This window comes from Streptomyces pratensis (assembly GCF_016804005.1).
GTDB classification, from domain to species: domain Bacteria; phylum Actinomycetota; class Actinomycetes; order Streptomycetales; family Streptomycetaceae; genus Streptomyces; species Streptomyces pratensis_A.
In genome coordinates this window covers 4,670,669-4,697,467 of the sequence record NZ_CP051486.1, presented here as the reverse complement: position 1 = coordinate 4,697,467, position 26,799 = coordinate 4,670,669, and the positions used below count along the sequence as shown (strand labels likewise).

Annotated in this window: 28 protein-coding genes; 14 read left to right on the top strand and 14 right to left on the bottom strand. The window is 70.9% G+C overall.

All coding sequences use genetic code 11. From position 1 onward, the window contains the following. The first annotated feature begins 14 nt into the window (after positions 1 to 14). Complete coding sequence (locus tag HED23_RS19050) at positions 15 to 362, top strand: ArsR/SmtB family transcription factor (protein WP_238442034.1); 348 nt, start codon at positions 15 to 17, stop codon at positions 360 to 362. On the opposite strand, the gene HED23_RS19045 is transcribed toward HED23_RS19050, so the two are convergent. Together HED23_RS19045 and HED23_RS19040 are read right to left on the bottom strand one after the other, a co-directional pair. Further along, positions 353 to 1,750: an FAD-dependent oxidoreductase gene (locus HED23_RS19045; protein ID WP_203184605.1), complete on the bottom strand. Its 1,398-nt coding sequence runs from the start codon at positions 1,748 to 1,750 to the stop codon at positions 353 to 355. The two genes, HED23_RS19050 and HED23_RS19045, sit on opposite strands and share 10 nt — an antisense overlap. 90 nt (positions 1,751 to 1,840) lie before the next feature. Further along, complete coding sequence (locus HED23_RS19040) at positions 1,841 to 2,503, bottom strand: DUF305 domain-containing protein (protein ID WP_203187550.1); 663 nt, start codon at positions 2,501 to 2,503, stop codon at positions 1,841 to 1,843. 177 nt (positions 2,504 to 2,680) lie between these two features. Between HED23_RS19040 and HED23_RS19035 the strand changes: the two genes are divergently transcribed. Continuing rightward, complete coding sequence (locus HED23_RS19035) at positions 2,681 to 4,171, top strand: LVIVD repeat-containing protein (RefSeq protein WP_203184604.1); 1,491 nt, start codon at positions 2,681 to 2,683, stop codon at positions 4,169 to 4,171. 171 nt (positions 4,172 to 4,342) lie between these two features. Here HED23_RS19035 and HED23_RS19030 read toward each other — a convergent pair whose 3' ends face one another. The 5 genes from HED23_RS19030 to HED23_RS19010 all read right to left on the bottom strand — a co-directional run bounded on the left by HED23_RS19030 (position 4,343) and on the right by HED23_RS19010 (position 7,704). Continuing rightward, entirely contained in the window at positions 4,343 to 4,519 is a 177-nt protein-coding gene (locus HED23_RS19030) for a hypothetical protein (protein WP_203184603.1), read from the bottom strand. An 80-nt stretch (positions 4,520 to 4,599) separates the two neighbouring features. Beyond that, a complete protein-coding gene (locus HED23_RS19025; protein ID WP_203184602.1) occupies positions 4,600 to 5,325 on the bottom strand; it encodes an HAD family hydrolase in 726 nt (241 codons plus the stop codon). A 31-nt stretch (positions 5,326 to 5,356) separates the two neighbouring features. Next, the gene (locus tag HED23_RS19020; protein WP_203184601.1) at positions 5,357 to 6,043 is read right to left on the bottom strand and encodes a phosphatase PAP2 family protein; all 687 of its coding nucleotides are present in this window, start codon (positions 6,041 to 6,043) and stop codon (positions 5,357 to 5,359) included. A 34-nt stretch (positions 6,044 to 6,077) separates the two neighbouring features. Continuing rightward, positions 6,078 to 7,013 carry a M56 family metallopeptidase gene (locus HED23_RS19015; protein ID WP_203184600.1) on the bottom strand — a complete coding sequence of 312 codons (936 nt, stop codon included), beginning with the start codon at positions 7,011 to 7,013 and terminating at the stop codon, positions 6,078 to 6,080. Between the two features lie 85 nt (positions 7,014 to 7,098). Further along, positions 7,099 to 7,704: a DUF5134 domain-containing protein gene (locus tag HED23_RS19010; RefSeq protein WP_203184599.1), complete on the bottom strand. Its 606-nt coding sequence runs from the start codon at positions 7,702 to 7,704 to the stop codon at positions 7,099 to 7,101. Between the two features lie 177 nt (positions 7,705 to 7,881). Between HED23_RS19010 and HED23_RS19005 the strand changes: the two genes are divergently transcribed. Then, positions 7,882 to 8,430: a GNAT family N-acetyltransferase gene (locus tag HED23_RS19005; protein ID WP_203184598.1), complete on the top strand. Its 549-nt coding sequence runs from the start codon at positions 7,882 to 7,884 to the stop codon at positions 8,428 to 8,430. A gap of 61 nt (positions 8,431 to 8,491) precedes the next feature. Here the strand turns inward: HED23_RS19005 and HED23_RS19000 are convergent, their stop codons facing one another. Then, on the bottom strand, positions 8,492 to 9,142 hold the full coding sequence (locus HED23_RS19000) for a glycerophosphodiester phosphodiesterase (protein WP_203184597.1): 651 nt from the start codon (positions 9,140 to 9,142) through the stop codon (positions 8,492 to 8,494). A gap of 276 nt (positions 9,143 to 9,418) precedes the next feature. Between HED23_RS19000 and HED23_RS18995 the strand changes: the two genes are divergently transcribed. The 4 genes from HED23_RS18995 to HED23_RS18980 all read left to right on the top strand — a co-directional run bounded on the left by HED23_RS18995 (position 9,419) and on the right by HED23_RS18980 (position 13,336). Next, complete coding sequence (locus HED23_RS18995) at positions 9,419 to 10,816, top strand: DUF6421 family protein (RefSeq protein WP_203184596.1); 1,398 nt, start codon at positions 9,419 to 9,421, stop codon at positions 10,814 to 10,816. 26 nt (positions 10,817 to 10,842) lie between these two features. Further along, positions 10,843 to 11,607 (top strand): SDR family oxidoreductase, encoded by a 765-nt coding sequence (locus tag HED23_RS18990; protein WP_203184595.1) that lies wholly within the window; start codon positions 10,843 to 10,845, stop codon positions 11,605 to 11,607. Beyond that, on the top strand, positions 11,586 to 12,668 hold the full coding sequence (locus HED23_RS18985; protein ID WP_203184594.1) for a threonine aldolase family protein: 1,083 nt from the start codon (positions 11,586 to 11,588) through the stop codon (positions 12,666 to 12,668). The genes HED23_RS18990 and HED23_RS18985 overlap by 22 nt, the downstream gene beginning before the upstream one ends. 68 nt (positions 12,669 to 12,736) lie before the next feature. Continuing rightward, positions 12,737 to 13,336, top strand: a complete 600-nt coding sequence (locus tag HED23_RS18980; RefSeq protein ID WP_203184593.1) for a transglutaminase-like domain-containing protein — start codon at positions 12,737 to 12,739, stop codon at positions 13,334 to 13,336. 316 nt (positions 13,337 to 13,652) lie between these two features. Here the strand turns inward: HED23_RS18980 and HED23_RS18975 are convergent, their stop codons facing one another. Next, positions 13,653 to 14,375, bottom strand: a complete 723-nt coding sequence (locus HED23_RS18975; protein ID WP_203184592.1) for a lysophospholipid acyltransferase family protein — start codon at positions 14,373 to 14,375, stop codon at positions 13,653 to 13,655. A 219-nt stretch (positions 14,376 to 14,594) separates the two neighbouring features. On the opposite strand from HED23_RS18975, the gene HED23_RS18970 reads away from it, so the two are divergent. The 5 genes from HED23_RS18970 (at position 14,595) to HED23_RS18950 (ending at position 19,106) form a co-directional block, all read left to right on the top strand. Then, positions 14,595 to 14,921: a TlpA family protein disulfide reductase gene (locus HED23_RS18970; protein WP_203184591.1), complete on the top strand. Its 327-nt coding sequence runs from the start codon at positions 14,595 to 14,597 to the stop codon at positions 14,919 to 14,921. 201 nt (positions 14,922 to 15,122) lie between these two features. Continuing rightward, positions 15,123 to 15,629 (top strand): flavin reductase family protein, encoded by a 507-nt coding sequence (locus HED23_RS18965; RefSeq protein WP_203184590.1) that lies wholly within the window; start codon positions 15,123 to 15,125, stop codon positions 15,627 to 15,629. A 201-nt stretch (positions 15,630 to 15,830) separates the two neighbouring features. Further along, positions 15,831 to 16,616, top strand: coding sequence for an electron transfer flavoprotein subunit beta/FixA family protein (locus tag HED23_RS18960; protein ID WP_031096812.1), 786 nt, complete (start codon positions 15,831 to 15,833; stop codon positions 16,614 to 16,616). A gap of 58 nt (positions 16,617 to 16,674) precedes the next feature. Next, entirely contained in the window at positions 16,675 to 17,637 is a 963-nt protein-coding gene (locus HED23_RS18955; protein ID WP_203184589.1) for an electron transfer flavoprotein subunit alpha/FixB family protein, read from the top strand. A 170-nt stretch (positions 17,638 to 17,807) separates the two neighbouring features. After that, complete coding sequence (locus tag HED23_RS18950) at positions 17,808 to 19,106, top strand: DUF6986 family protein (protein ID WP_203184588.1); 1,299 nt, start codon at positions 17,808 to 17,810, stop codon at positions 19,104 to 19,106. A gap of 4 nt (positions 19,107 to 19,110) precedes the next feature. On the opposite strand, the gene HED23_RS18945 is transcribed toward HED23_RS18950, so the two are convergent. Continuing rightward, positions 19,111 to 20,088, bottom strand: coding sequence for a LacI family DNA-binding transcriptional regulator (locus HED23_RS18945; RefSeq protein WP_386463330.1), 978 nt, complete (start codon positions 20,086 to 20,088; stop codon positions 19,111 to 19,113). Between the two features lie 234 nt (positions 20,089 to 20,322). Here HED23_RS18945 and HED23_RS18940 point away from each other — a divergent pair, with 234 nt between their 5' ends. Further along, complete coding sequence (locus tag HED23_RS18940) at positions 20,323 to 21,291, top strand: ROK family protein (RefSeq protein WP_203184586.1); 969 nt, start codon at positions 20,323 to 20,325, stop codon at positions 21,289 to 21,291. 19 nt (positions 21,292 to 21,310) lie between these two features. On the opposite strand, the gene HED23_RS18935 is transcribed toward HED23_RS18940, so the two are convergent. Continuing rightward, on the bottom strand, positions 21,311 to 21,487 hold the full coding sequence (locus tag HED23_RS18935; RefSeq protein WP_203184585.1) for a hypothetical protein: 177 nt from the start codon (positions 21,485 to 21,487) through the stop codon (positions 21,311 to 21,313). A gap of 162 nt (positions 21,488 to 21,649) precedes the next feature. On the opposite strand from HED23_RS18935, the gene HED23_RS18930 reads away from it, so the two are divergent. After that, the gene (locus tag HED23_RS18930; protein WP_203184584.1) at positions 21,650 to 22,693 is read left to right on the top strand and encodes an NUDIX domain-containing protein; all 1,044 of its coding nucleotides are present in this window, start codon (positions 21,650 to 21,652) and stop codon (positions 22,691 to 22,693) included. 97 nt (positions 22,694 to 22,790) lie between these two features. On the opposite strand, the gene HED23_RS18925 is transcribed toward HED23_RS18930, so the two are convergent. The 3 genes from HED23_RS18925 to HED23_RS18915 all read right to left on the bottom strand — a co-directional run bounded on the left by HED23_RS18925 (position 22,791) and on the right by HED23_RS18915 (position 26,638). Continuing rightward, positions 22,791 to 24,185 (bottom strand): Mucin-2, encoded by a 1,395-nt coding sequence (locus tag HED23_RS18925; protein WP_203184583.1) that lies wholly within the window; start codon positions 24,183 to 24,185, stop codon positions 22,791 to 22,793. A 205-nt stretch (positions 24,186 to 24,390) separates the two neighbouring features. Continuing rightward, positions 24,391 to 25,113: an MBL fold metallo-hydrolase gene (locus tag HED23_RS18920; RefSeq protein WP_203184582.1), complete on the bottom strand. Its 723-nt coding sequence runs from the start codon at positions 25,111 to 25,113 to the stop codon at positions 24,391 to 24,393. A 160-nt stretch (positions 25,114 to 25,273) separates the two neighbouring features. After that, positions 25,274 to 26,638, bottom strand: a complete 1,365-nt coding sequence (locus HED23_RS18915; protein WP_203184581.1) for a dipeptidase — start codon at positions 26,636 to 26,638, stop codon at positions 25,274 to 25,276. Positions 26,639 to 26,799: the final 161 nt, after the last annotated feature.

Sequence of the window (26,799 nt, the reverse complement as noted above, 5' to 3'; positions counted from 1 at the left end):
GAAGTGGAGCCACCGTGACGACGACCGCCGCCCGCGTGCTCGCCCACCCCTCGCGCGACGAGATCCGCATCGAGGGCGTGCTCCACGCGCTCTCCGACCCGATCAGGCTCAGGATCGTGCGGCAACTGGCCGGTGCGACGGACGAGCAGGCCTGTTCCCACTTCGATCTCCCCGTGTCCAAGTCCACCACCACGCACCACTTCAGGGTGCTCCGCGAGAACGGCGTGATCAACCAGTTCTACCGAGGCACGGCCAAGCTGAGCTGTGTACGGACGGAGGACCTGGACGCCCTCTTCCCCGGTCTGCTCGACAGCGTCCTCGGCGGAGCGGACCGGCAGGCCGAGCGCCTCGGTCAGGGCTGACGTCCCCTCGGCGCGCCACCGGGACCCGCCCCGGCAGCGTCCAGCAGCCCGGACCAGTCGGGGATCTTGACCCTGTCCCGTCCGAGCGAGCGGCCCAGTGCGGACTCCGCGCGTTCGATGGACAGCCAGCCGTCCCATTCCACCGGCCGCATGCCCTGATCCCGCAGAGCACCGAGCGGATCGCCGGTCACCTCCCGCCCGACGAGCAGCGGCGCGTCATCGATCAGCGAGGCGGCCGTCTCCTTGGCGCACGACCTGTTCGAACCGATCACGCCGGTCGGACCGCGCTTGATCCATCCCGCGACGTACTCCCCGGGCGACGCCGCCCCGTCCCTGATCACCCGGCCCGCCACGTGCGGCACGACCCCGAGGACCGGATCGAAGGGCAGGCCGGGCAGAGGGGTTCCCCGGTACCCCACGGCCCGCAGCACGAGCTGTGCCTCGATGTCCTCGTACGCCCCGGTGTCCCGTACACCTCCGGCGCCGTCCGGGGCCGTCCGCGCGAACCGCACCCCGCCGACCCGCCCGTCACGCTCCAGCAGTTCGACCGGGCGCAGGAAGAACCGCAGCCGGATGCGGCGTTCCCGGTCGGGTGCCGCGCCCCGCGGATCAGCCGCCCACCCCCGCAGCACGTCCAGATTCCGCCGGACCACCGCGGGCAGTGATGTCCCCGCGCCCTCCGCAGCCGCGTACGCCGGATCGAGCGCGAGCTCCGCCCCGTCGACGACGATGCGTGCCCGGGGGAGCGCGCCGAGCTCCCGTAGCTCCTTGGTGGTGAACCTGGCCTGCGATGGGCCCCGCCTGCCGACGATGTGCACCTCACGCACGCGGCTCGTCCCGAGCGCCTCGAGCGCTGCCCGGGGCACGTCCGTTCCCCGTAGCTCGCCTGCGCCCCGGGCGAGGATCCGGGCCACGTCGACCGCCACGTTGCCGACCCCGATCACCAGGGCCGAAGGCGTCAGGAGCGGGAAGCCGTCGGCGGACGCGTCCGGGTGGGCGCTGTACCAGGAGACGAATTCGGTGGCGGAGAAGCTCCCCGGCAGCCCCTCGCCGGGAATGCCGAGGGGCCGGTCGGACGCCGCGCCGACGCAGTAGACCACCGCGTGGTACAGCTCCTTCAGCCGAGCGGGCGACACCCCGCCCGCGCCGCCCACCTCGGCATGTCCGACGAAGGTGACCCGGTCGTCCTCCAGGACCGCCCGGAGACTGCTCTGCAGCGATTTGATCTTCTCGTGGTCCGGTGCCACGCCGTAGCGGACGAGCCCGTACGGCGTCGGCAGCCGGTCCAGGACGTCCACCCGCACATCCGGTACCCGTGACTGCTGCAACAGGGCCTGGGCCGTGTAGACCCCGCTGGGTCCCGAACCGACGACGGCGACTCGGAGCACGGCACACCTCCTCCGGCAGGCTCCCTCCAGCATGGCACCGACGAGGGAAGTCGGGGGAGAGGCTCGCGGTCCCGGCGGCCCGGCCGGTCCTCAGGTCATCAGCCCGCGCATCCGGTCGATCTCCACGGTCTGCTGGGCGACCACGTCATTGGCCATCTCCTCCACCAGCACGTTGTTGCCGTCCGCGAGAGCCTCGGTCGCCATCGTGACCGCACCCTGATGGTGGGTGATCATCAGTTCCAGGAACAGCTGGTCGAAGGCCTTGCCCTTCGAGGCGCGCAGCTGTGCGATCTGCTTGTCGGTCGCCATGCCGGGCATCGCGGAGTGGTCGTGGGTCTCCTCGCGATCGTCCCCACCGTTGTTCTTCAGCCAGCCCTCCATGGCGCCGATCTCCGGCTTCTGCGCTGCCGATATCCGCTCCGCGAGCCGCTCGACGGATGTGGAGGCCGCACGTCCGGGAACGAGAGCGGTCAGCACGAGGGCTTGTTCGTGATGCTCGATCATCATGCGGGTGTAGCGGAAGTCCGCCGAGTTGGGGGTGTCGTCAGGAGCGGCCTTCGCCGCTTCCTCGGCCGACAGCGTCCTGGCCGGCTCGCCGGGCTTCCCGGGAGCGATGACCGAAGGGCCCTTGTCCGCCCCGGCCTTCGCCCCGCCGTCGCCGCTGCCGTCGTCGCAGCCTCCCAGCGCGAGAACGGCAGCCACGAGCGTCGCCGCCAGGGCGGCTGCCCGCACGTGTGCGGTCCGACGGGGCATCAGCACGGCGACCTCCATTGCCACATGAGTCTGGTGCAGACCGTATTACCTTCCACCGGCCGAAGATCAAAAACTTTTATTACGTCTCTGTTGCCATCTGTTGTTGTGTACATGTGAGGGACGATACTGCCGGGGTCATGAACCGTTCTTCGACGAACGGATACAAGGGAGGACGCAGTGACCTCGTTGCACACCACCAGCGTGCGGCGGAGACGTCTGGGCGTGGCGGCAGCCGCGGCCGGGCTCATCGCCACGCTGTTCACGGCCGGACCCGCGGCCGCGACACCCGACCCGGGCGACACCGCCACCACCCGCAGCGGTGTTTCCGTGAGCGAACAGGCCGAAGCCAGGGCCGCCATCGAGAGCGGCGAGATACCCGGCGTGGACGAGATCGTCCACAGCGCGAACATCGAGCACCTGACGAACGTCCCCAAGGACGCGCTCAAGGGGACCAACACGGACCTGGCGTTCCAGGGCAACTACGCCTACGCCGGGAACTACGACGGCTTCCGGATCTTCGACATCCGCAACCCGAAGAAGCCGAGGACCGTCGCGCAGGTGCTGTGCCCCGGATCCCAGAACGACATCTCCGTCTCCGGGAACCTGCTCTTCCTGTCGACCGACTCCTCGCGCAGCGACAACTCCTGTGCCAGCACCACCCAGCCGGCCACGGAGAAGTCCTCCTGGGAGGGCATGAAGGTCTTCGACATCAGCGACAAGCGCAACCCCGAGTACGTCGCCGCTGTGGAGACCGCGTGCGGTTCGCACACCCACACGATCATTCCCGAGCGCAAGGACGTCTACGTCTACGTCTCGTCGTACTCGCCGAACGAGACGTTCCCCGACTGCCAGCCGCCGCACGACGGGATCTCCGTCATCAAGGTGCCGCGCGGCGCACCCGAGGACTCCCGGATCGTGAACTTCCCGGTCCTCTTCCCGGACGGTGGCAACCCGGGCGCGCCCGCCAATCCCGGAGTCTCGAAGACCACCGGGTGCCACGACATCACCGTACTGCCGTCCAAGGACCTGGCAGCCGGGGCGTGCATGGGTGACGGTCTGCTGTTCTCCATCAAGGACCCGCAGAACCCGAAGATCATCGACCGGGTCCAGGACAACGTGAACTTCGCGTTCTGGCACTCCGCGACCTTCAACCAGGACGCCGACAAGGTCGTGTTCACCGATGAGCTCGGCGGCGGTGGCGCGGCCACCTGCAACGACGAGATCGGCCCGAACCGCGGCGCGGACGGCATCTACGACATCACGGGCAAGGGTGACCACCGCAAGCTGGTCTTCCGCAGCTACTTCAAGATCGACCGCCCGCAGGCCGACACCGAGGTCTGCGTCGCCCACAACGGCTCGATCATCCCGGTCAAGGGCAAGGACCTGATGGTCCAGGCCTGGTACCAGGGCGGGATCTCCGTGTGGGACTTCACCAACTCCTCGAAGCCGAAGGAGATCGCGTTCTTCGAACGCGGCCCGGTCTCCACGGCCGCCGTCACCACGGCCGGCCCGTGGTCGGCGTACTACTACAACGGCTACATCTACTCCAACGACATCGCCAAGGGCTTCGACGTCCTGAAGCTCAACGACCGTCGGACGGACCCGGCGAAGAAGGTGCGGCTGCCGGAGCTCAACGTGCAGACGCAGCCGGACTACTTCGACCGCTGATCCACGGGCTTCCGCCCCAGATGAAAGCGAGTGCGCCGCCAGGCGGATTCCGTCCGGCGGGGCACGTTTATCTCATTGACCCGTGGGCGGCGCGGGGACATGCTGTACCCCTGATTCCGGCGATGCGGGGGATCGCCGGAATCAGGACAGGGCCGCGCGCAGCCCGACCGCTCAGGCGGCCGGCCGCACGCTCGTGCCCGCGGCCGCGGCCCATTCGACCAACAGACGCTGGTACTCCGTCTCCTCGTCCGGGGACAGCAGTCCGCCCGAGCGCTGCCACAGGGTGCGGATCTCTTCGTTGACCACGGAGGCGGGACGCACGGGGGACGGGTTCGGATACGGGGACATGTCCACCAAGCTAAACCCCCGCAGGGCCCTCGGACCCCCTCCGGGACAGGGATATCCCTCACACCTTCTCCCGGAATCCTTCACGGGCGGTGCGTACCCGAGCCCTCCCCGGTGCGTGCCGGCAGTCCGAGCGCCCGAAGTCCGTCCGGCCGCTCCGCCACCGGCAGCGGGTCCACGAAGCGGACCTCGCAGCCCAGGGCGCTCGCGCCCGCGTCCGCGTGGCGGTCGTCACCGACCATGACCACCTCCGCGGGGTCGCACCCCAGTAACGTGCACGCCGTGCGGAACAGGCGCGGATCGGGCTTCTGGACCCCGTGCTCGTAGGACAGCGCGTACGCGTCGATCAGCTCGTCCATACCGTGTGAGCGGAAGACGGGGCGCAGGTCCCATCCGATGTTGCTCACCACACCGACCGCGATGCCGTTGTGACGCAGATCGCGCAGCACCTGCGCCGCGTCGGGGCACGGCTGCCAGGCGGCGGGGCTCATGTGGCGTTCGTACAGCGCGTCGTACAGAGCAGGGTCCGGGAGATCCGCCTCGCGTGCCATACCGGTGTAGGCCTCCCTGTGCATCCACGCGCTGCTGTCGCGGCCGGCCCACACCGTGGCCAGTGACGGCGGAATCTGCTCAGGGGGCGGGCCGCCGGGCAGTGCTCCGGCCGCGGTCAGCCTGCGGACGCAGCGTTCGAAATCGTCCGCCGCCATGGCCGTGCCCCGCGCGTCGAGGGCGGCGCGCAGCCACGCGTCGACGGGCTCGATCCGGAAGAGGGTCCCGGAGAAATCGAAAAGTACACCCTTGGTCTGCATGGAGCCGATCATCGCCGCCCCCGGTGAGAACCTACAAGGGCGTCTCCTCGTCACGCACCGGCCGGCCGGTGCGCCGGGAGTATCCGGCCACGGAGAGCGCCACCACGGTCCCTCCCAGAACGACCCCGCCCACCACGTCGCTCAACCAGTGCACGCCCAGGTAGACACGCGTGAAGGCGACACCGGCCACCGAGATCACGCCGATCACCAGCGAGCCCCACCACAGGGGCTGCGGTGCGCCGTGCAGGCGCAGCAGCCACAGAAGGAGCCCACAGGTCACCGCTGCGGTCATGACGTGCCCGGAGGGGAATGCCGCGTAGTGCGCCGAGTCCACCGGGTCGAGCCACCGAGGGCGCTCCCGGCCCACGGCGGCCTTGAGCCCTTGCTGCACGAGCGTGGCGATCAGACTGGTCGCGGCGACCCACCCCGCGAGCAGCCGGGAGCCACGCCACCAGAGGGCGATCACGACGACGGCCGTCAGTACGCGCATCGTCCATGGATCCCACACCCAGTCCGTCAGTACCCGGTTGAGATGGACCAGCCCCGGTTCGGTCACGGCTCTGCGGTGCAGCGCCTCGGCCACCGCCGTGTCCAGCGAGATCAAGGGTGACCAGGACACCGCGACCAGTACGAGCAGGACGAGGGACGACGAGGCGCAGACGAGGCCCGTGATCAGGAAGGGGGCCCGGGCGCGCGGGGGGCGGGGAGGGGAGTGCATAGGGGTGATCCTCGTTCACGACCGGCGCGTGAAGCTATCCCAGGGCGCTGAGTCCCGGGACGAAGGCGACCAGCAGGGGCACGACGGGCACCAGCGCCGCGGCGGCGGTCAGCCGGAGCCGACGGCCCGCGGTGAGCCGCTCCACCGGCGTCAGCAAGCGGTTCACCCTCAGCGGCACATGGGCGCCGGACGCCGGTGCCGGGCCGAACACGCCACGGTCCTCGTTGAGTTCGACCAGGGCGAGCGCGATCGTGAGGCGCCCGAACCGCCGTGAGGCCACGTCGTCCGCGGCCAGTTCGACGAGGTGGTGCATCTCGTCGCGGAACGCGGCGAACACCGGGACCTGCGGGAATCCGGCAGCCAGCGCACCCGAGCAGTTCAGGAGCCAGTCGTGGCGTGCCTGGGCGTGTCCCTGCTCGTGGGCCAGCACCGCGTCGAGCTGACGCCCCTTCAGCCGGCCGAGTGCCGCCGTCGTGATGACCAGTTGAGGAGCCGCCCCTGGCAGCCACCACGCATCCGGCCGCTCTCCCTCCAGCACCACGAGCCGCCCGCTGCCGGGTTCCTCGCCCGGCATCAGCGGGGAACGGACCAGCAGTTCGGTGCGCCGCCGCCTGCGACGGGAGCGCGCCCTGTGGACCTCCCGCACGAGCATCGCGGCGGTCCACACACCGCCCAGCGCCAGCAGCACCGCGATGACCGCCGACCACGGCCCGTACGCGCCCAGGGCGTACGCCTCGACCACGGCGTGCGGGGCGGGTGCGAAGACATGGCCGCGGACCGCCTGCCAGGCGGCGGCCGCGCTGAAGGTCATGGAGAGCGCGAACGACAACAGGACGCCCGCGACCACGCACTGCCAGACCCAGAGGGCTACGACCGGCTCACGTTCCGGCCATCGGGCCCTCGCCATCAGGCCCGGGGCCACCACAGCGGCCAGTGCGCCGAGCATCAGCAGAGCGAGGGAGACCAACATGGCGTCAGCCTATGAGTGCCGCCCGCCCACGGGTATGGCCGTGCGCGTCAAGTGACGTACGACACCGTGCACGGGCGCCTCCGTCTCACAGGGTGAGCAGCATGGCGAACATGGCCAACCCCATCGTCAGCCGGCACGCCAGGGCAAGCTCCGGCCGGGCGCCCCATGCCGGGCGCGTCGGACCGCCGTGCCCACCGCCGTGCCCACCGGCGGGCAGGCCGACGGGCGAGGGGGCCGGTATCAGCCGTCCCGCCGAGCGCAGGACGTAGAACGCGTAGTACACCAGCAGCGCCCCCGTCAGCACCGGAACGCCCCCGGCCGCGCCCGCTCCGTGGCCCAGGTGGCCACCACCCGAGGCGGGGGCCGCACCCGGAGCCATGGCCACGGCCATGTAGACCATGGCCAGCGAACCCACCAGATGGTGCAGATGATGGCCGCCGGCCCGGGCGCGCACCACCGCGTGCAGCGAGGCGGCGCCGAAGACCACCGCGTACACCACCCACGTCCATTCAGGGAGCGTGAGCAGGGCCGCGGGTACCGCCATCGCGGCCATCCCGAAGCCCATCAGTGCCTCGTCCCGTGCCGATCTGCGCTCCCGCTCCGTGCCGTTGCGGGTCCGCAGCAGGCAGTACGCCCCCGTGGCCCCGCACAGGACCATGAGCAGCCAGCCGGACAGCGCCGGTCCGTGCACAGTGCACCTCCCCTACGGCGAATCACGCCGGTCCGTCCGATCGATGCCCGGTCCCAAGCGCTCCTACCGGGGCGCATTGGAGTACTGGGGGAGCGCGCCCGGGCCTGCGGGGGCCGGCCGCGGCCGGGTTAGTCTCGGGAAAGCACAAGCGGCGGCACACCACCGGAGAAGAGCCACATGGACATCGCACCGACCACGGCACGGGCAGAACTGACCTTCCGCGACGCCACCGAGGGCGATGTGCCGGTCCTGGTGCGACTCGTCGAGTCCGCCTACCGGGGCGATGCGAGCCGGGCCGGATGGACCACCGAGGCGGACATCCTCCAGGGGCAGCGCACCGACCCCGACGGAGTGCGCGAGGTGCTCGCAGACCCCTCGGGCCGGATCCTCGTGGCCGAGCGGGACGGTGAGCCGGTCGCCTGCTGCCAGCTCGAACACCGGGGAACGGCAGCGTACTTCGGCATGTTCGCGGTGAGGCCCGGACTGCAGGGCGCGGGCCTCGGCAAGGTGATCATCGCCGAGGCGGAGCGCACGGTCCGCGAGGGATGGGGTGTCAGCGAGATGCACATGACGGTGATCTCGGTCCGCGAGGAGCTGATCGCCTGGTACGAGCGCCGGGGCTACCGCCGTACGGGAAAGCTGACGCCCTTCCCGTACGGTGACGAGCGCTTCGGGATCCCGCAGCTCGACGGCCTCACGTTCGAGCTGCTGGTGAAGGAGCTGTAGAGCGCGCGGAGCGTCGGCGCGCGCCGGGGCACTCCGCGCGCCGGGACACTCGGGGTGCGCCTCAGGCCGTGAAGCGGCCCGCGCGCCGGATCTCCGGATAGTCGGTCGTCGCGCCGTCCAGCCCGAGCGCGCGGACGAGACGCAGGTGGTCCTGGGTGTTGACCACCCAGCCGATCACCTTCAGGCCCTCCGCGTGCGCCTGCTCCACCACCTCCAGTGTGAGACGGCGGATGTTCAGTGCGAGCGTCGCCGCACCCACCGCCTTCGCCCGGTCCACCACATCGCCTTCCCATCGGCTGGCGATCAGCACCGTCCGCACGCCCGGGACCAGCTGCGCGATCTCGGCGACAGCCGCGTCGTGGAACGAGGACACCTCGACGCGGCCGGCCAGGTCGCGTCGCAGCATCACCTCGGCCAGCGCCCTCGCGGCCGCCACGTCCTTGATCTCGGCCTGCAGGGGCGAGCCGATCGCGTCGAGCACCTCCTCGAAGACCGGCACCCTTTCGCCGTGTCCGGCGTCGAGCTCGCGGAGCTCCGGGAGCGTCTTCTCGGCGATCAGTCCCTGCCCGTCCGTCGTGCGGTCCACTGCGGCGTCGTGCATCACGGCGAGGGCGCCGTCCTTGCTCAGATGGAGATCCAGCTCGACGGCGTCCATGCCGGCCTGCTCCGCGTGCGCGAACGAGCGCAGCGTGTTCTCAGGCTCGACGCCCATGACCCCGCGATGACCGATGGTGAGAAAAGTCAAGGCACTCCCGCTTCCGTCGTGGTCGCCCCGCGTGCGGCTCCTACCCACAGGGAACCAGTTCTCGCATGCAGGACGGTCTCTGCCCTGCCAGTCCGGTGGAAGAAGTTGTCGCGCGGATGTGTGACAGGAAAAATAACGGTGAGCATGAGGGGCGGCAGGATAATTTTCTGCTCTCCACTTGTCCGAAGGAGCCGCGCCTGGATACGGTTGCTTGACGCGAGGTTCTCCCGTGAAGGAAGTGCTATGACGGAAATTCTTGAGCATGACGCCGCCACTGGCGCGATAGATGCTGCCCAGCGGGTCGTGGGGCACCCGGCCTGGCCCGCGCTCAAGAGTGCCGTGGAAGAGCTCCGTCCCTGGCAGTCCAAGGACGGCTCGATCGACTTCACGGCCGACGGCGCCCCCTCCGCGGAAGCGGCCGGAGACGTCGTCGAGCGCGTGATCACCGCGGTCGAGCAGCTCTCCCCGCTGCTCCCGCACGACGACGCCTATCACCGCGCACTCGTCACCGACCTGCGCCGCTGGGCCGCCGACGGCTTCGGCGTCCCGGACTTCCTCGACTCGCTGCTCGCCTTCCAGCCCGCCAGGGACCGTGAGGACGGCCTCCAGCACCTGGTCGTGTTCGCGATGTACACGCAGAACGGCAATCCGGACCGCAATCTGGAAGCCGTCGTGCTGCGGATGGTCTGGCCCGAGTGGCTGGCCGACCTCGAAGCCACGCGCTACGACAACCCGCTGTTCTGCGGCATCACCTTCGAGGACTTCACCTCGGGCTACGACACCAACTCCGCCGTTCTCTTCCCGGAGACCATCGCCGTACGCGAGGCGCCGGAACGCTTCAGCTGGGGCGGCATCTTCTGCGACCGGGAGGCCGCCCGCTTCCGCCGGGTGACCGAGGCATCCGTCGATCTGCTGGGCCTGGAGCTGCCCGACGACATCCGGGACATGCTCGGGGACCAGAAGCGCTGCGAGCAGGCCTTCGTGCTGTGGGACATGGTCCACGACCGCACCCACAGCCACGGCGACCTGCCGTTCGACCCCTTCATGATCAAACAGCGCCAGCCGTTCTGGATGTACGGGCTCGAGGAGCTGCGCTGCGACCTCACCGCCTTCAGGGAGGCCGTGAAGCTGGAGGCCGACGGCTTCGGCCAGGGTCGTGACGTGCAGTTCGCCGTGCTCTTCGACCGCATGTTCCGCTTCCCCGTCACCGGTGAGCGCGTGCGCAACTACGACGGTCTCGGCGGCCAGCTGCTCTTCGCCTACCTCCACAAGCACGACGTGGTCCGCTGGACCGACAACACGCTCAAGATCGACTGGTCCCGTGCCCCGCAGGTCACCAACCAGCTCTGCGGAGAGATCGAGAAGCTCTACCGCGAAGGCATCGACCGCCCCAAGCTCGTTCACTGGTTCGCGGCGTACGACCTGGTCGCGACCTATCTCGCCCCCCACCCCGGGTCCCGCTGGGCCAAGGGCCCGGACGCCCTGGACCTGACCCAGCCGCCCCGCAAGCTCGTCGACGACGTGCTTCCGGACGAGTTTCCCCTGAGCATGTTCTATGAGGCGCTCTCGAAGAAGCTGAAGCATGTGATCGCCTCCACCAAGGGGATCACCGCGGCGGACGCCGGGCGGGCAGCTGCGTGAGCGCGGGTTCTGAGGAGGCGGTGGCGATGAACGGAACAGTCAGGGCCGACAGCGGCGTGCTCGAGGGCGCGGTGGTCGCGGTGGCCGGAGCGGCGGGGCCGGCGGGCCGCGCCACCCTGCTCAGGCTCGCCGAGGCGGGTGCGACCGTGGTCGCCTCCGATGCCAACCCCGAGCGGCTCGTGGAGGCGGTCGACGCCGCGCGCTACGCACACGGCGGGGCGACGGTCACCGGCGACACGGTCGACCTCCTCGATCCTGGAGCCGCGCGGGAATGGGCCCTGAAGACGGAGAAGGAGTTCGGACGGGTCGACGGACTGGTCCACCTGGTCGGGGGCTGGCGCGGCGGCGCGGGCTTCGCGGACACCAGCCTCGCCGACTGGGACTTCCTCGAGAAGCTGCTGATCCGTACCGTCCAGTCCACCTCGCTGGCCTTCCATGAGGTCCTCCAGCGCAGCGACCGGGGCCGGTACCTCCTGATCAGCGCGGCCGGCGCCAGCAGCCCCACCGCCGGTAACGCGGCCTACGCCGCGTCCAAGGCGGCCGCGGAGGCCTGGACGCTCGCCCTCGCCGACGCCTTCCGCAAGGCGGGGGGCGACGCCGGCCCCACGTCGGCTGCTGCGATCCTTGTCGTCAAGGCACTGGTGCACGACGCGATGCGCGCCGAGCGCCCGAATGCGAAGTTCGCGGGCTTCACGGACGTCACGGAGCTGGCAGAGGCCATCGCCGGGGTCTGGGACAAGCCCGCCGGAGAAGTGAACGGAAAGCGTCTGTGGCTGACCCCGCAACCGTAAGGACCGATGCGCGACGTCATCACGATCCGCAGGTGCGCGGTTTCGCCAGTGACAACTACGCCGGCGCGCACCCGGAGATTCTGGCTGCCCTCGCCCTCGCCAACGGCGGCCATCAGGTCGCCTACGGAGAGGACGACTACACCGGACACCTCCAACGGGTCATGCACAGCCACTTCGGCCCCACCGCCGAAGCGTTTCCGGTTTTCAACGGCACCGGGGCCAACGTCGTCGCCCTCCAGGCGCTGACGGACCGCTGGGGTGCCGTGATCTGCGCCGAGTCCGCCCACATCAACGTGGACGAGGGCGGGGCGCCGGAGCGGGTGGGCGGGCTGAAGCTGCTCACCGTCCCCACCCCGGACGGAAAGCTCACGCCGGAGCTCATCGACCGCGAGGCGTACGGCTGGGAGGACGAGCACCGGGCGATGCCACAGGTCGTCTCGATCACCCAGAACACCGAGCTCGGTACCGTCTACACACCCGACGAGATCCGCGCCATCTGCGACCACGCCCACGAGCTGGGCATGAAGGTGCACCTCGACGGTGCGCGGATAGCCAACGCCGCCGCGTCGCTGGACGTGCCGATGCGTACGTTCACCAACACGGTCGGCGTCGACGTCCTCTCCTTCGGCGGCACCAAGAACGGCGCGCTCTTCGGGGAGGCCGTGGTCGTCCTGGACCCGGACTCCGTCCGGGCCATGAAGCACCTGCGCAAGCTGTCGATGCAGCTCGCCTCCAAGATGCGCTTCGTCTCGGTACAGCTCGAAGCGCTGCTCGCCCGGGACCTCTGGCTGCGCAACGCACGGCACGCCAACGCCATGGCCCAGCGGCTCGCCGAAGGGGTCCGGACGGTGGACGGCGTGGAGATCCTCCATCCGGTCCAGGCCAACGCGGTCTTCGCGCGACTGCCGCACGAGGTGACCGAACGGCTGCAGAAGCGGTTCCGGTTCTACTTCTGGGACGAGAAGGCCGGAGACGTCCGATGGATGTGTGCCTTCGACACCCGAGAGGACGACGTGGACGCCTTCCTCTTGGCGCTCAAGGAAGAGATGGCCAGGCAATAGAAGTATAAATATGCGGCTGACCGGAAATCTATTGCTTCCGGTCGGCCGCCTGGTTACGCTCTGCGGGCATGATACTGATGCAGAACACCCCTGATCTCTCCGCATATCTTGGAGAGGGTGAGGCCATCGATCACCACCACCCGCTCGTGAGGGAGACCGCCGAGCGCCTCGGCGCCGGAAACGGCGACGCATATGCATACGCCTCTGCCGCCTTCGCCTTCGTGCGCGACGCCATCCCGCACTCCATGGACGCGGGGGATCCCCGGGTCACGTGGCGCGCGTCCGACGTCCTCTCCGCCCGCACCGGCATCTGCTACGCCAAGGCGCACGCCCTGACCGCCCTTCTCCGGGCCGGAGGCATCCACTCCGGCCTCTGCTACCAGGGGCTCACCGGCGGCGACGGCGGGGACCTCGTCATCCACGGTCTGGTCGCGGTGCGGCTTCCCGGGCGGGAGCGGTGGGTGCGGCAGGATCCGCGCGGGAACACGGACGGGATCGACGCCCGGTTCTCCGTGGACGAGGAACGGCTGGTATGGGTGCCACGACCCGAACACGGCGAGCTGGACTACCCGGTGGTCTACGAGGCGCCGCACCCGGCGCCGCTCCACGCGCTGCGGAGCTCACGCGACGTCGCCGAACTGAGCCGGAACCTTCCGTCCGCCCTCTGAGCCGACGGGGGCGCCGATCGCATCAGGGACATGAGGCCGGTGCGCTCCACGGGCCGGAGGCCGTTCCCCGTGACCGCGGGGCGGCGGGACGCGGCCCCGGGGACCTCGCGCGGCGTGACGACGATCCCGTCACCGCGGGCGCCGGGGGCCCCGGCCCGGCCCCACCGGGGGCCGGCCGATCCCGTCTTCCCGCTGTGGTCCGCCCCCCGACGGCACCGGCGGACCTCGCGGCCGCCGGGTGCGTCGAGGGCACGGGCCCAGGAGCGGGGATCACCCTCCCCGGTCCGGCGCGACGTCTCCTTCGCCGCGCCATGGTTCAGCCGAGCTCGCGGGCCTCCGCGGGCGTCGGAGCCGTGCCGCCGAGGTGCGCCGGAACCCACCAGGTGTCGGCCGCGTCCTTGGGACGCACCGGATAGGAGCGCTGCGCGGCCTCGAGGAGCTCCTGGACGCGTTCACGCAGGCGGCGGGTGATCGCCCCCGCGTACTGGTCGGCGGGGGCCTCCACGGCCTCGCCCACGCGGATGGTGATGGGTGTGTGGCTGCGCCTGAAGTTGCGCGGGCGTCCCTTGGTCCACAGCCGCTGGGTGCCCCACAGCGCCATCGGGATCAGTGGTACACCGGCTTCCTGGGCCAGCCGCGCGGCGCCCGACTTGAAGCTCTTCAAGGTGAAGGACTGCGAGATGGTCGCCTCGGGGAAGACGCCGACGATCTCTCCCGCGCGCAGTGACGCGAGCGCGTGCGCGTAGGCGTCCTCACCCTGGTTGCGGTCGACGGGGATGTGCTTCATGCCGCGCATCAGGGGTCCGGACACCTTGTGCCGGAACACCGACTCCTTCGCCATGAAGCGGACGAGCCGCTTCTGGGGAAGGGCGCCGAGGCCGGTGAAGATGAAGTCCAGATAGCTGATGTGGTTGCTGACCAGAACCGCGCCACCGGTCTTCGGGATGTGCTCCGAACCCTGGGTGTCGATCTTCAGGTCGAGCGCCTTGAACAGCGTGCGAGCGGCGCCGATGACCGGCCGATAGACGAGTTCTGCCATCTGGATGAAGACCCTTCTTCAATGCCTGGGGAGGGTTCTCCCGGCGGAAGTTACGCAGCCGTAGGTTTTCGGCATTGGGGCGATCGTGCCCCATGTGCGACGCCGTGGCCAGCCCCAAAGGGCTCGGGGCGAGAGATTCTCATCACGTGAATCCTCCGGGAATGTAATGGCGCCGCCGGGTGCTGACCCTTTGCGCAGAGCTCCGAGAGGAAGGGCGAGATGGACCCGAAGGTGGACGCCGGCACGCTCGACGCGGCCCAACTCGGCGCGGAACTGGGGGATCGGGCCACTCTGGTGCAGTTCTCCAGTGCGTTCTGCCAGCCGTGCCGCGCCACCAGACGCACCCTCGCCGAGGTGGCCGGGATGGTCGAGGGTGTCTCCCACGTCGAGATCGACGCCGAGGCGCATCTCACGCTCGTGCGGGCTCTCGGCATCACCAGGACCCCCACGGTCCTGGTGCTCGACGCGGCGGGGCGCATCGTCCGCCGGGCGGCCGGCCAACCGCGTACGGCGGACGTCGTGGCAGCGCTGGGGAGAGCGATGTGACGGACCGTGACGCTTCTCCCACATGACGGGACGCCCTTGACTGTGTACACCACGGATCGTCACCCTGACGCCATGCCGCCAGAACTCCTTCTCTTCGGCCGGGTCCATGTCGACCTCGTGCGTCACGCGAGCGCGCGCTGTCCGGGTGCGTGAATCAGCCACGGACCCGTACGCCTCGCCTCCTCGCAGAAGGACCTCTCCATGACGGCCTCGCCCGACCTCGGTACTCCCATCACGGCTGCCCCCGAACTCCTCCGCTCCGTCTTCCGGCAGCACGCCGCCGGGGTCGCCGTCATCACGGCCGCCGGGCCGGGGCCGGTCGGCTTCACCGCGACCTCACTCAACTCCGTGGCCGCCGAGCCGCCGCTCATCTCCTTCGGGGTGGGGATCTCCTCATCCAGTTGGCCGGTGCTCGCGGAGGCGGAGCACGTGGGGGTGCACATACTCGGCGAAGGCCAGCAGGAGCTCGCCGCGACGTTCGCCCGCAGCGGTGCCGAACGGTTCGGCCCCTCCACCGACTGGCGCACGGGCCCCGAGGGGGTGCCGCTGCTCGGGGGAGTGGTGGCATGGCTGGTCTGCCGGGTGGCGGCCCGGATTCCCGCGGGCGACCACCGCATCGTGATCGCCGAGGTCGTGGCCGGGGATCCCTCGGAGGGCGGCCGGCCGCTGGTCTACCACCAGGGCCGGTTCACGGCTCTGCGAGACTGAGGGCGAGCAAGGTCGCGAAGGAACGGACTCCGTTGGCTACGTCACAGTTCCAAGCGCTTGCTTATGGGTAACGTACTGGGTGTACTGGCGAGTAATATTTCACCGGGAGCCGGGTCGCCCCGACCGGAAACCGCCCGATAAGGCGCCTATGCTGCGTGCAACAAGGCAGCCCAGAAATGACGATGCAGTAGGAGAGCCGGCGTGAGCTTGAGGATCGTTGTCTGTGTGAAGTACGTGCCCGACGCCACCGGCGACCGGCACTTCGCCGATGACCTGACCCTGGACCGTGACGACGTCGACGGTCTGCTGTCGGAGCTCGACGAGTACGCGGTCGAGCAGGCGCTGCAGATCGCCGACGAGGCGGACGACGCGGAGATCACCGTGCTCACGGTGGGCCCCGAGGACGCCAAGGACGCGCTGCGCAAGGCGCTGTCGATGGGCGCCGACAAGGCGGTCCACGTCGAGGACGACGACCTGCACGGCACCGATGTCATCGGCACCTCCCTGGTCCTGGCCAAGGCCGTCGAGAAGACCGGCTACGACCTGGTCATCTGCGGTATGGCGTCGACGGACGGCACCATGGGTGTGCTCCCGGCGCTGCTCGCGGAGCGCCTCGGCGTCCCGCAGGTCACGCTGCTCTCCGAGGTCTCGGTCGAGGACGGCACGGTCAAGGGCCGTCGGGACGGCGACTCCGCGAGCGAGCAGCTCGAGGCGTCCCTGCCCGCCGTGGTCTCCGTGACCGACCAGTCGGGCGAGGCCCGTTACCCGTCGTTCAAGGGCATCATGGCGGCCAAGAAGAAGCCGGTGGAGTCCCTGGACCTCGAGGACCTGGAGATCGAGGCGGACGAGGTCGGCCTGGGCGGCTCCTGGACCGCGGTCGATTCCGCGGCAGAGCGTCCCGCCCGTACGGCGGGCACGATCGTCAAGGACGAGGGCGAGGGCGGCAAGCAGCTGGCCGAGTTCCTTGCGGGCCAGAAGTTCATCTGAGCCCCGGCCGTTCCTTTCACCGCCCCGTACTCCCTCGCACGCAGGAGATTGAAGTCCCATGGCTGAAGTTCTCGTCTATGTCGACCACGTGGACGGTGCCGTCCGCAAGCCCACGCTGGAGCTGCTGACGCTCGCCCGCCGCATCGGCGAGCCGGTCGCCGTCGCTCTCGGCAACGGGGCCGCCGACACCGCCGCCGCGCTCGCCGAGCACGGCGCGGTCAAGGTACTGACCGCCGACGCCCCGGAGTTCACCGACTACCTCGTCGTACCGAAGGTGGACGCGCTCCAGGCCGCGTACGACGCCGTGTCGCCGGCCGCGGTGCTGCTGCCCTCCTCGGCCGAGGCCAAGGAGATCGCGGCCCGCCTCGCTCTCCGCATCGGTTCCGGCATCATCACCGACGCCGTCGACCTCGAGGCCGGTGACCAGGGCCCGGTCGCCACGCAGTCCGCGTTCGCCGCCTCGTACACCACCAAGTCCCGTGTCTCCAAGGGCACTCCGGTCATCACGGTCAAGCCGAACTCGGCCGCCGTCGAGGCCGCTCCCGCCGCGGGCGCCGTCGAGGCCCTCGCGGTCTCCTTCTCCTCCACGGCGACCGGCACCAAGGTCCTCTCGCGCACCCCGCGCGAGTCGACCGGGCGTCCGGAGCTGACCGAGGCCGCGATCGTCGTCTCCGGCGGCCGTGGCGTCAACGGCGCGGAGAACTTCGCGATCATCGAGGCGCTCGCCGACTCGCTCGGTGCCGCCGTCGGCGCCTCGCGCGCCGCGGTCGACGCCGGCTGGTACCCGCACACCAACCAGGTCGGCCAGACCGGCAAGTCGGTCTCCCCGCAGCTGTACATCGCCTCGGGCATCTCGGGCGCGATCCAGCACCGGGCCGGCATGCAGACCTCGAAGACCATCGTCGCGGTCAACAAGGACGCCGAGGCTCCGATCTTCGACCTGGTCGACTACGGCGTCGTCGGCGACCTCTTCGACGTCGTCCCGCAGCTCACCGACGAGGTCAAGTCCCGCAAGGGCTGATCCCGGCAGGAGATCTGCCCGTACGAAGGCCCGGGGCCGCGTGGTGTTCGCACCGCGCGGCCCCGGGCTGTTTCCGATCACCATTGACGCGGAACCAGCAGGCTTATAACTTCACTATGCGGATGAAAGATTCCGGGAAGCGGAAACTGATTACACTGGAGGGTACGGCCATGGGTCAGCAGGAGAAGGTGGCAACGAGCCTCGCCGGAACGGTCGGTGCGGAGATCAGCGCCTCCCTCACATCGGTGGACGCCGAACTCGCCCTCCGTTACCCAGGTGACCCCGGCACGCGCCAGCCCGTCCACACCGTCTATGTGCCCGCCGACGACTTCACCTCCACCACCCTGCGCACCTGGGGCGACCAGGCGCTGGCAGCGCTCGACGAGCACGCCCCCGACGCCGCCGCGTTCGCCGCCGTCCTGGGGATCCCGCCGGAACTCGCGGAGCCCGTGCACGACCGCGTACGGGCCAAGCTGGAGCGCGAGCCGGTCGAGGACCTGCGCATCGACTTCGAGGACGGCTACGGGCCGCGCCCCGACGCGGAGGAGGACGAGGCCGCCGCCCGCGCGGCGCGTCTGGTCGCCGAGGCGTACGCGGACGGCACCGCGGCCCCGTACATGGGCATCCGGATGAAGTGCATGGAGGCCGCCGTGCGAGACCGGGGCATCCGGACCACGGACATCTTCCTCACCGGCCTGATGCGGGCCGGAGGTCTCCCCGAGGGGCTCGTGCTGACGCTGCCCAAGGTGACGTACCCCGAACAGGTCACAGCCTTCGTGCGGTTGCTGGAGGCCTTCGAGGAGACCCACGCCCTGCCCTCCGGCCGCCTCGGTTTCGAGATCCAGATCGAGACCAGCCAGTCCATCCTGGCGGCGGACGGCACCGCCGCCGTGGCCCGCATGATCGACGCCGCCCGGGGCCGGGCGACCGGTCTGCACTACGGCACCTTCGACTACAGCGCCTGCGTCGGCGTCAGCCCCGCCTACCAGGCCAGCGACCATCCCGCGGCCGACCACGCCAAAGCGGTCATGCAGGTCGCCGCCGCGGGCACCGGTGTGCGGGTCTGCGACGGCTCCACCAACGTGCTGCCCGTCGGCCCCGCCGCGCAGGTCCACGACGCCTGGCGCCTCCACCACGGCCTCACCCGCCGCGCCCTGGCCCGCGCGTACTACCAGGGCTGGGACATGCACCCGGGCCACCTGCCCACCCGCTACGCCGCCGTCTACGCCTTCTACCGCGAGGGCCTCGGCCAGGCCGCGGCCCGGCTCGCCGCGTACGTGGCCAAGGCCGGCGGGGACGTCATGGACGAGCCCGCCACCGCGAAGGCGCTGAGCGGTTATCTCCTGCGCGGCATCGACTGCGGAGCCCTGGACGCCGCGGAGGTCGCCGGCCTCACCGGACTGTCCCGGGCGGACCTGGACGGTTTCGCCTCACCTCGTCGCGGCGGGCTGACCGTGACGGCGCCGTAGGCCTTCACGCAGGCGGGAGTTCTCCCGAGCCGCGCGGGATGAGCCGGGTCGGGAGCTCCACCCTGGCCGGAGGATGGGCGGCGCCGTCGAGGCGGCGGAACAGATGCTCCGCCGCCGTACGCCCGACCGCGGCGGCGTCCTGCGAGATCACCGTGATGCCGAGCAGGTCCGCCAGCTCGATGTCGTCGAAGCCGACCAGGGCGATCCGCCGGTCGCACTCGGCGAGGACGCGGACGGCGGTGACCGTCACCCGGTTGTTGCCCGCGAAGAGCGCGGTCACCGGCTCGGGGCCGGTCAGCATGGCCTCGGCGGCCTCCCGGACCCGGGCCGGATCGGTCGGCCCCAAGGAGACCCAGGGATCCTCGACCGCGATCCCCGCGTCGGCGAGGGCGGTGTGGTACCCGCGCAGTCGTTCCGTGGCCGTGTGGATGCGCGGCTGGTCGCCGATGAAGCCGATCCTGCGGTGACCGTGCGCGACGAGGTGGGCGACGCCCGCGCGTGCTCCGCCGAAGCTGTCCGACAGGACCATGTCCGCGTCGACCCGGCCCGCCGGACGGTCGACGAACACCGTGGCGATGCCCGCCTTCATCTCGGGCTCCAGATAGCGGTGGTCGTCGCCTGCCGGGATCACGATGAGACCGTCCACCCGGCGGGCGCAGAGTGCGAGGACGAGTTCCTGCTCGCGCTCCGGGTCCTCGGCGCTGGAGCCGTTGATCAGCAGCGCGCCGTGGGCACGGGCCACTTCCTCCACCGCGCGGCTCAGCGGGCCGTAGAACGGGTCCGCGAGATCCTCCAGCACCAGCCCGATGGACGCGGTGCGGCCCTTGCGCAGGACTCGCGCGCTGTCGTTACGGCGGAAGCCGAGCGCCTCGATGGCCTCCTGGACGCGGCGCTCGGTGTCGGGGGTGACCCCGGGTTCGCCGTTCACCACGCGTGAGACCGTCTTGAGCCCAACTCCGGCACGGGCTGCCACGTCCTTCATGGTCGGCCTGTTGCCGTAGCGGGACTCGGAATTGCGGGCGCTCTCGGCCACGGTGCGCTGTCCTGTCGTCGGGAACGGATGATTCCGGCCTTCATCGGTGGTGCCGGGGAGGGGCCGGATGGTGTGGCGTCGAGCATAGGCCCTGGACAACGTTGTCAAGAGAATGGAGACTGGGTAGACCATCTGATTGAAGTCGCAGGTCCTGCGCCTCACCCCTCCGGAGAGTCCACACCGATGCATACCGACCTCGTCGCCGCGCTCGACATCGGCGGTACCAAGATCGCCGGGGCGTTGGTGGACGGCGGCGGATCCCTTCTCGTGCGGGCGCAGCGCCCCACGCCGGCCCAGGACGGCGCCGAGGCCGTGATGGGCGCCGTGAGGGACGTCCTGGCCGAGCTGACAGCCTCTCCGCTGTGGCACCGGGCGCAAGCGGTCGGCATCGGCAGCGCGGGACCCGTGGACGCCTCGGCCGGCACGGTCAGCCCTGTCAACGTCCCCGGCTGGCGCGGGTTTCCGCTGGTGGACCGGGTGGCCGCCGTGACCGGCGGGCTGCCGGTCACCCTCGTCGGTGACGGAGTCGCGATGACGGCGGCCGAGCACTGGCTGGGCGCCGCCCGGGGGTATGACAACGCGCTGTGCCTGGTCGTCTCCACCGGCGTCGGCGGCGGCCTGGTACTCGGCGGAAAGCTGCACCCCGGCCCCTCGGGCAACGCCGGTCACATCGGTCACATCAGCGTCGACCTGGACGGGGATCTCTGCCCCTGCGGCGCGCGCGGCTGCGTGGAACGCCTCGCCAGCGGACCGAACATCGCCAGGCGAGCTCTGGAGAACGGATGGCGCCCCGGCCCGGACGGCGATGCGACGGCCGCCGCCGTGGCCGCGGCCGCGCGGGCCGGAGACCCGGTCGCGGCCGCCTCCTTCGAGCGGGCCGCCCAGGCGCTCGCCGCAGGGATCGCCGCCACCGCCACTCTGACCGACATCGACATCGCCGTGATCGGAGGGGGAGTCGCCGGTGCGGGCGAGGTGCTCTTCGCCCCGCTGCGCAGGTCACTGCGCGACTACGCCACGCTCTCCTTCGTCCAGGACCTGACCGTCACCTCCGCGGTGATGGGTACCGACGCGGGCCTGGTCGGCGCGGCGGCCGCGGCCTCGACGGTCCGTGCCACCGCCTCGAACGGTGTGCGGGCCGTAGCCGCTCCGTAGGCGTGCTCCGGGGTCCGGATCATCTACCCCGGTCCGTCGGCTGCCGGGGCACGACCACCAGGTAGGCGTCCTGCTCCAGGTCCATCACGACCTCGGCGGACATGCCCTCGCCGCGGCGGGCCGCCGCGAACTCCTCCGCCGGCCGGCTGCCCCGTGGCCCTCCCGCGGGAAACCGCCCAAGTACCGTGCGGCGCATCACGCACCTCCTCGTCGTTCCGTCGACTGCCCGTACCAACGAGGTCCGGCAGCCTTTCGTCACGGCGGAGCGGCCGCCCCGGCGCAACCGCGTCACCCGCGCGGGGTTTCCGGAGCGGGGTGTTGCGGGCAAGCCACAGGGGGCTACGGAAGAGGGGGACCCGTGATCGTCTGGATCAACGGTGCGTTCAGTGCGGGCAAGACCAGCGCCGCGTGCGAACTGATCGATCTGATCCCGAACAGCACCTTCTACGACCCCGAACTGATCGGCGGGGGACTGCGCCGACTGCTGCCCCAGAAGAAGCTCGCCGAGGTGACCGACTTCCAGGACCTGCCGATATGGCGGCGCCTGGTGGTCGACACGGCCGCCGCTCTGCTCGCGGAACTCCCCGGGGTGCTGGTGGTGCCTATGACACTGCTGAGGCAGGACTACCGCGACGAGATCTTCGGCGGGCTCGCCTCCCGGCGCATACCCGTCCGCCACGTACTGCTCTCACCTGAGGAAACGATCCTGCGGAAACGGATCGCCGAGCGCGAGGAGTTTGCCGACGACCCCGAGCACAGCGAGCGGATCCGCCAGTGGGCGTACGCGAACATCGAGCCCTACCGGGCCGCGCTCGGGTGGATCACCGCTGACGCGCACACGATCGACACCACCGCCCTCACCCCGTACGAGACGGCCGGGCGGATCGCGGAAGCACTGCGGACCGGTGCGGCCGGGGAATGCGGGATCGTCCAGACCCCCGAGCCGCGCGCGGAGACCGTCGCGTCGGGGGTGCTGCTCTTCGACGAGCAGGACCGTGTGCTGCTCGTCGACCCCACCTACAAGCCGGGCTGGGAGTTCCCCGGCGGTGTGGTGGAGCCTGGGGAGGCACCGGCGCAGGCGGGGATACGGGAGGTCGCCGAGGAACTCGGGCTGCATCTGGACACGGTGCCGGAACTCCTGGTGGTCGACTGGGAGGCGCCGAAGCCGCCCGCGTACGGAGGGCTGCGCTTCCTTTTCGACGGTGGCCGGCTGCACGGTGAGGAGGCCGCACAGCTGTCGCTGCCGGGCTCGGAGCTGCGAGGCTGGCGGTTCGCCACGGAGGAGGAGGCGGCCGACATGCTCCCGCCGACCCGGTTCGAGCGGCTCCGCTGGGCACTGCGCGCCCGCGAGCGGTCCACCGTGCTGAATCTGGAGGCCGGGGTACCCGTGGACGGCCGGTGAGCCTCCGGCGGCCCGCCACGGGCGCTCGTCGCCGCTTCCCGGCCGCCATGTCCTGTGGGACGCCCCGGCGCGTGGGGTCGCGGACGGGCGTCCGCCGTCAGGCGGGCACCCCTGCCTCGTCCATGACCAGGGCCATCTCACCCGGGGGGAGCGCCGGGTTGGCACCCGCGCTGTAGGCCAGCTCGGGCAGGGTGAGCGCCTCGAGGAGCCGGGGGAGCGGCAGCCGTGGGTGGACGGCCGCCGCCTGCCGAGTCCATGTGTCCGGGTCGTGGCTGAGCCGATCGATCAGACCGGGGCCGGCGGCGGGGTCGCGGACGGCCAACTGCCGGTAGGTCCCGTCCGGGTGGTCAGCGAAGCGGGCGGCGAGCCCTTCGCGGGGGAATCGGGGGTGGCCCGTCGCCATCCAGGCGGAGAACGTCCCGCCGAGCCGTGCGTACACGCTCATCAGGACGTGCTCCGGGGTGTCGGGGTGATGAACGGCCAGGTGGGTGCGCACGACGTCGTCCGTGTCCTCCGCCAGGAGCCGCAGGAGATCAGGTGGCAGCAGAGGACTGCGAGCGGCGGCGCGGCGCAGCAGAGGGTGGGCGGAGGTCGCGGCCCGGCGCAGCACCTCCTGATCCGCGATGCCGGCCGCCACCCAGTCCACGTCACCTCGTGCGCGCGGGGCCACCGTGAAGTCGATCGCGGCGCGACGGGCTTCGGTCAGTTCGGGCCGTAGGGAGACGGCCAGCCGCACTCCGTCGTCGGGGTCAACCGCGAGCAGGTCCACGAGGTCGGCCGGCAGGGAAGGATTCCTGGCGAGTCCGGCCAGGTGGACGCCCTCGGCCAGCAACCGTTCGGCGTCCGCGCGGCCGAGGAGCCCCCGGCGCAGTGCCTGGGGCAGAGCGGTCGGGTCGCGGAGCAACACAGCCGTGAGCCGTGCGTCATGGGTACACGCGCGGAGTGCGGCCGACCGCCGTACCTCAGGGTCCGGGTCGTCGAGCAGCGCGGTGTGCGTGTCCGTCGGTAGCTCGTCCCAGAGGTGCAGGGCGGCACGTCGTGCGGCCGGATCGGGATGCCGGACCAGGGAGCCGAGGAAGGACGGGGCCAGGTGAGGCGAGTCCAACAGCGCGCTCCGTACGGAGAGTTCGGAGTCCTCCAGGAGGCGCGTGCATACGGCGTCCGGCAGCGGGCGGACCTTCTTCCTGGGGTCGTGTGTCCACTCGGGTCCGTACGCGACGGTGGCTCGCACCTCGGGAGAGGGGTCGGCAGCTAGCCGGGCGCGCTGTCCGGGCTCCGCCTGGCCGCTCCTCGCGAACTGGACCCGCGCGTTCGGTACCGGGTGGGCGAGAACAGCCGCCACGGCCCGCTCGGGCAGTCCCGGCCGGTGCAGGGCTTGGAAGGGCGGGCCTTCGCCACCGCCGTCGAAGGCGATCAGCCGCAGCAGCAGGGCCGTGGGGAGGGCGGGGTTGGCGGCGACTCCGTCCAGAGCGGAGGAGTAGAAGGCGACCACGTCCCAGCTCCCCGGCCTCGCTCTGCGCGCGGTCCCCCCGTCCCTTCGGACGGCTGCGCGGTATCGGCCCCGCGGACCGACGTGCGGCCATCCTGCCACGGGCCGGGCTGCCTCAGGGCGTGATCACCGGGAGCGCGCATGACGTCGGACAGCTCGCCGTGCCCCGGCAGGCGGGCGTCCGAGGCGCGGCGAACCCGGGCAGGTCTCAACTCGGCAGTCGGTGATCGCCGCCGGCTCCCCGCCGGAGCCCTCCACGGTCCGGCGAACCGGCCGACGTGGCGTCGATGGTCAGCGGATCACCGTGTCCGAAGCAGGCGACGGCGGGACCGAGCGCAGCCAGGCGGCGGAAGGACGCCTCGGCCTGCACGTGGTCGGTGTTGAACACTCCCAGCATCACCCCGCCCACGCCCGCCACGGCGTCCCCGGTGAACAGCACGTCGTGGCGGGGCAGGTGGATGCCGATGGAGCCGGGGGTGTGCCCGGGGCTGTGCACCACCCGGGCACCGCCCCCGAACGGGAGTCGGTCGCCGTCCACCAGTTCGCGGTCGACCCGGGTGGGCGGTGCTTCGGGGACCGTCAGCGCACGGTCGTACAGGGGCCGTTCCCAGTCGTGCAGGACGGGATCGGGAACGCTCCCCTCACCCCGGACGGCCGGTGCGTCCAGCCGGTGCGCCATGATCTCGGCTCCGTATCTGTCCGCGAGCTCCTGCGCGGCGCCGTAGTGGTCGCGATGGCCGTGGGTGAGGACGATCCGCCGGATCCCGGCCGGGTCCTGACCGAGCCCGCCCACACCGTCCTCTATGGCGGCCGCCGCGTTGACATCACCCGCGTCGATCAGGGTCAGCTCCGTGCCGTCACGCCAGAGGTACGCCCGGCCGATCGGGAATCGGAACATGTGCAGTTGCGGGAGTACCTCGACACAGTCCATGCGGCGAACGTAGGAGCGGCAGGCCGGTCGGCGCCCGGAGATCTGCTCCTGGCGACTTCGCTCAGCGCGTACCCGGCGTGCCCGCGCGGCCCCCGCGCACGTTCGCTCCCCCCGCCCGTGCGCCCCCGCGCACGTTTGCTCGGCGTGCCCGCGCGGCCCCTCAGCCCTTCTTCGACTCCGCGTAGTTCCGCAGGAACAGAGCCTCGGCGACCGAGAGCCGTTCGAGCTCCTCGGGGGACACGCTCTCGTTCACCGCGTGGATCTGGGCCTCGGGCTCGCTCAGCCCGATGAGCAGGATCTCCGCCTGCGGGTACAGGGCGGCCAGGGTGTTGCACAGCGGGATGGAGCCGCCCATGCCGGAGGACTGCATCTCCTCACCGGGGTAGGCGAGCCGCATGGCCTCGGCCATCGACGTGTAGGCGGGGCTGGTGATGTCGGCGCGGAACGGCTGCCCCTGGCCGACCTGTTCGACGGAGACCCGAGCGCCCCAGGGGGTGTGCGACTCGAGGTGGGCGGTCAGCAGCTTCGTGGCCTCGACGGCGTCCTGGCCCGGCGGCACCCGCAGGCTGATCTGCGCCCTGGCGCTCGCCTGGAGCGACGGGGTCGCGCCGACCACGGGCGGGCAGTCGATGCCCACGACGGTGATCGCGGGCCGCGCCCAGATGCGGTCCGCGACCGTTCCCGTGCCGATCAGCCCCACGCCGTCGAGCACCTTGGCGTCCGTGCGGAACTCGCCCTCCGGGTACTGCAGCCCGTCCCACTCCTCGCCGGTCGTGAGCCCGTCGACCGTCGTCGTGCCGTCCTCGGCCCGCAGGGATGCCAGCAGCTGGATCATCGCGGCCAGCGCGTCCGGGGCCGCGCCGCCGAACTGCCCCGAGTGCAGGTTCCCTTCGAGGGTGTCCAGCTGCACCCGCAGCATGGTCATACCCCGGAGGGTGGCCGTGACGGTGGGCAGTCCGACGCGGAAGTTGCCGGTGTCACCGATGACGATGGTGTCGGCGGCCAGCAGCTCCGGATGCGCCTCGGCGTACTGTTCGAGGCCGCCCGTCCCCTGCTCCTCCGAGCCCTCCACGATCACCTTGACGGAGACCGGGACGCCGCCGTTCGCCTTGAGGGCGCGCAGTGCGAGGAGATGCATGAGGAACCCGCCCTTGCAGTCCGCGGCTCCCCGGCCGAACCAGCGGCCGTCGCGCTCGGTCAGCTCGAACGGCGGGGAGATCCATGCGGACTCGTCCAGCGGGGGCTGCACGTCGTAGTGCGCGTAGAGCAGCACTGTGGGAGCGCCGGCCGGGCCGGGCAGGTGGCCGTACACCGACCGGGTCCCGTCGGGGGTGTCGAGCAGGGCGACGTCCTGGAAGTCCTCGGCACGAAGGGCGTCGGCGACCCAGTCGGCCGCGGCCTCGCACTCGCTCCTGGGGAACTGAGCGGGGTCCGCCACCGACCGGAAAGCCACCAGCTCGGCGAGCTCCGCCTTCGCGCGGGGCATCAGCGAGGCGACGGTCTCGGAAATCGGACGGGCGGTCATGGGCACGCTCCTCGTGGGTGCGACGTTAGGACTATGGCGCGGTGTGTACACGGCCGGGGGCGACGCCGTGGACGCGACGTCGTGTGTACAACGAATTCATGGCTGATCCTCCCACAGCGGAGTTCGGCCACGTCGCGCCGTAGGATGCCGTGAGCAGTTGG

Bases quoted from the DNA above. Each gene is read 5' to 3' on its own strand.
- HED23_RS19015 (WP_203184600.1), bottom strand. From the start codon at position 7,013: ATGTTGGTCTCCCTCGCTCTGCTGATGCTCGGCGCACTGGCCGCTGTG.
- HED23_RS19000 (WP_203184597.1), bottom strand. From the start codon at position 9,142: ATGGGCGTCGAGCCTGAGAACACGCTGCGCTCGTTCGCGCACGCGGAG.
- HED23_RS18980 (WP_203184593.1), top strand. From the start codon at position 12,737: ATGATACTGATGCAGAACACCCCTGATCTCTCCGCATATCTTGGAGAG.
- HED23_RS18950 (WP_203184588.1), top strand. From the start codon at position 17,808: ATGGGTCAGCAGGAGAAGGTGGCAACGAGCCTCGCCGGAACGGTCGGT.
- HED23_RS18970 (WP_203184591.1), top strand. From the start codon at position 14,595: ATGGACCCGAAGGTGGACGCCGGCACGCTCGACGCGGCCCAACTCGGC.
- HED23_RS18935 (WP_203184585.1), bottom strand. From the start codon at position 21,487: ATGCGCCGCACGGTACTTGGGCGGTTTCCCGCGGGAGGGCCACGGGGC.
- HED23_RS19040 (WP_203187550.1), bottom strand. From the start codon at position 2,503: ATGCCCCGTCGGACCGCACACGTGCGGGCAGCCGCCCTGGCGGCGACG.
- HED23_RS18945 (WP_386463330.1), bottom strand. From the start codon at position 20,088: ATGAAGGACGTGGCAGCCCGTGCCGGAGTTGGGCTCAAGACGGTCTCA.
- HED23_RS19020 (WP_203184601.1), bottom strand. From the start codon at position 6,043: ATGCACTCCCCTCCCCGCCCCCCGCGCGCCCGGGCCCCCTTCCTGATC.
- HED23_RS19025 (WP_203184602.1), bottom strand. From the start codon at position 5,325: ATGCAGACCAAGGGTGTACTTTTCGATTTCTCCGGGACCCTCTTCCGG.
- HED23_RS18990 (WP_203184595.1), top strand. From the start codon at position 10,843: ATGAACGGAACAGTCAGGGCCGACAGCGGCGTGCTCGAGGGCGCGGTG.
- HED23_RS18975 (WP_203184592.1), bottom strand. From the start codon at position 14,375: ATGGCAGAACTCGTCTATCGGCCGGTCATCGGCGCCGCTCGCACGCTG.
- HED23_RS19005 (WP_203184598.1), top strand. From the start codon at position 7,882: ATGGACATCGCACCGACCACGGCACGGGCAGAACTGACCTTCCGCGAC.
- HED23_RS19030 (WP_203184603.1), bottom strand. From the start codon at position 4,519: ATGTCCCCGTATCCGAACCCGTCCCCCGTGCGTCCCGCCTCCGTGGTC.
- HED23_RS18920 (WP_203184582.1), bottom strand. From the start codon at position 25,113: ATGGACTGTGTCGAGGTACTCCCGCAACTGCACATGTTCCGATTCCCG.
- HED23_RS18995 (WP_203184596.1), top strand. From the start codon at position 9,419: ATGACGGAAATTCTTGAGCATGACGCCGCCACTGGCGCGATAGATGCT.
- HED23_RS18955 (WP_203184589.1), top strand. From the start codon at position 16,675: ATGGCTGAAGTTCTCGTCTATGTCGACCACGTGGACGGTGCCGTCCGC.
- HED23_RS18965 (WP_203184590.1), top strand. From the start codon at position 15,123: ATGACGGCCTCGCCCGACCTCGGTACTCCCATCACGGCTGCCCCCGAA.
- HED23_RS18915 (WP_203184581.1), bottom strand. From the start codon at position 26,638: ATGACCGCCCGTCCGATTTCCGAGACCGTCGCCTCGCTGATGCCCCGC.
- HED23_RS18940 (WP_203184586.1), top strand. From the start codon at position 20,323: ATGCATACCGACCTCGTCGCCGCGCTCGACATCGGCGGTACCAAGATC.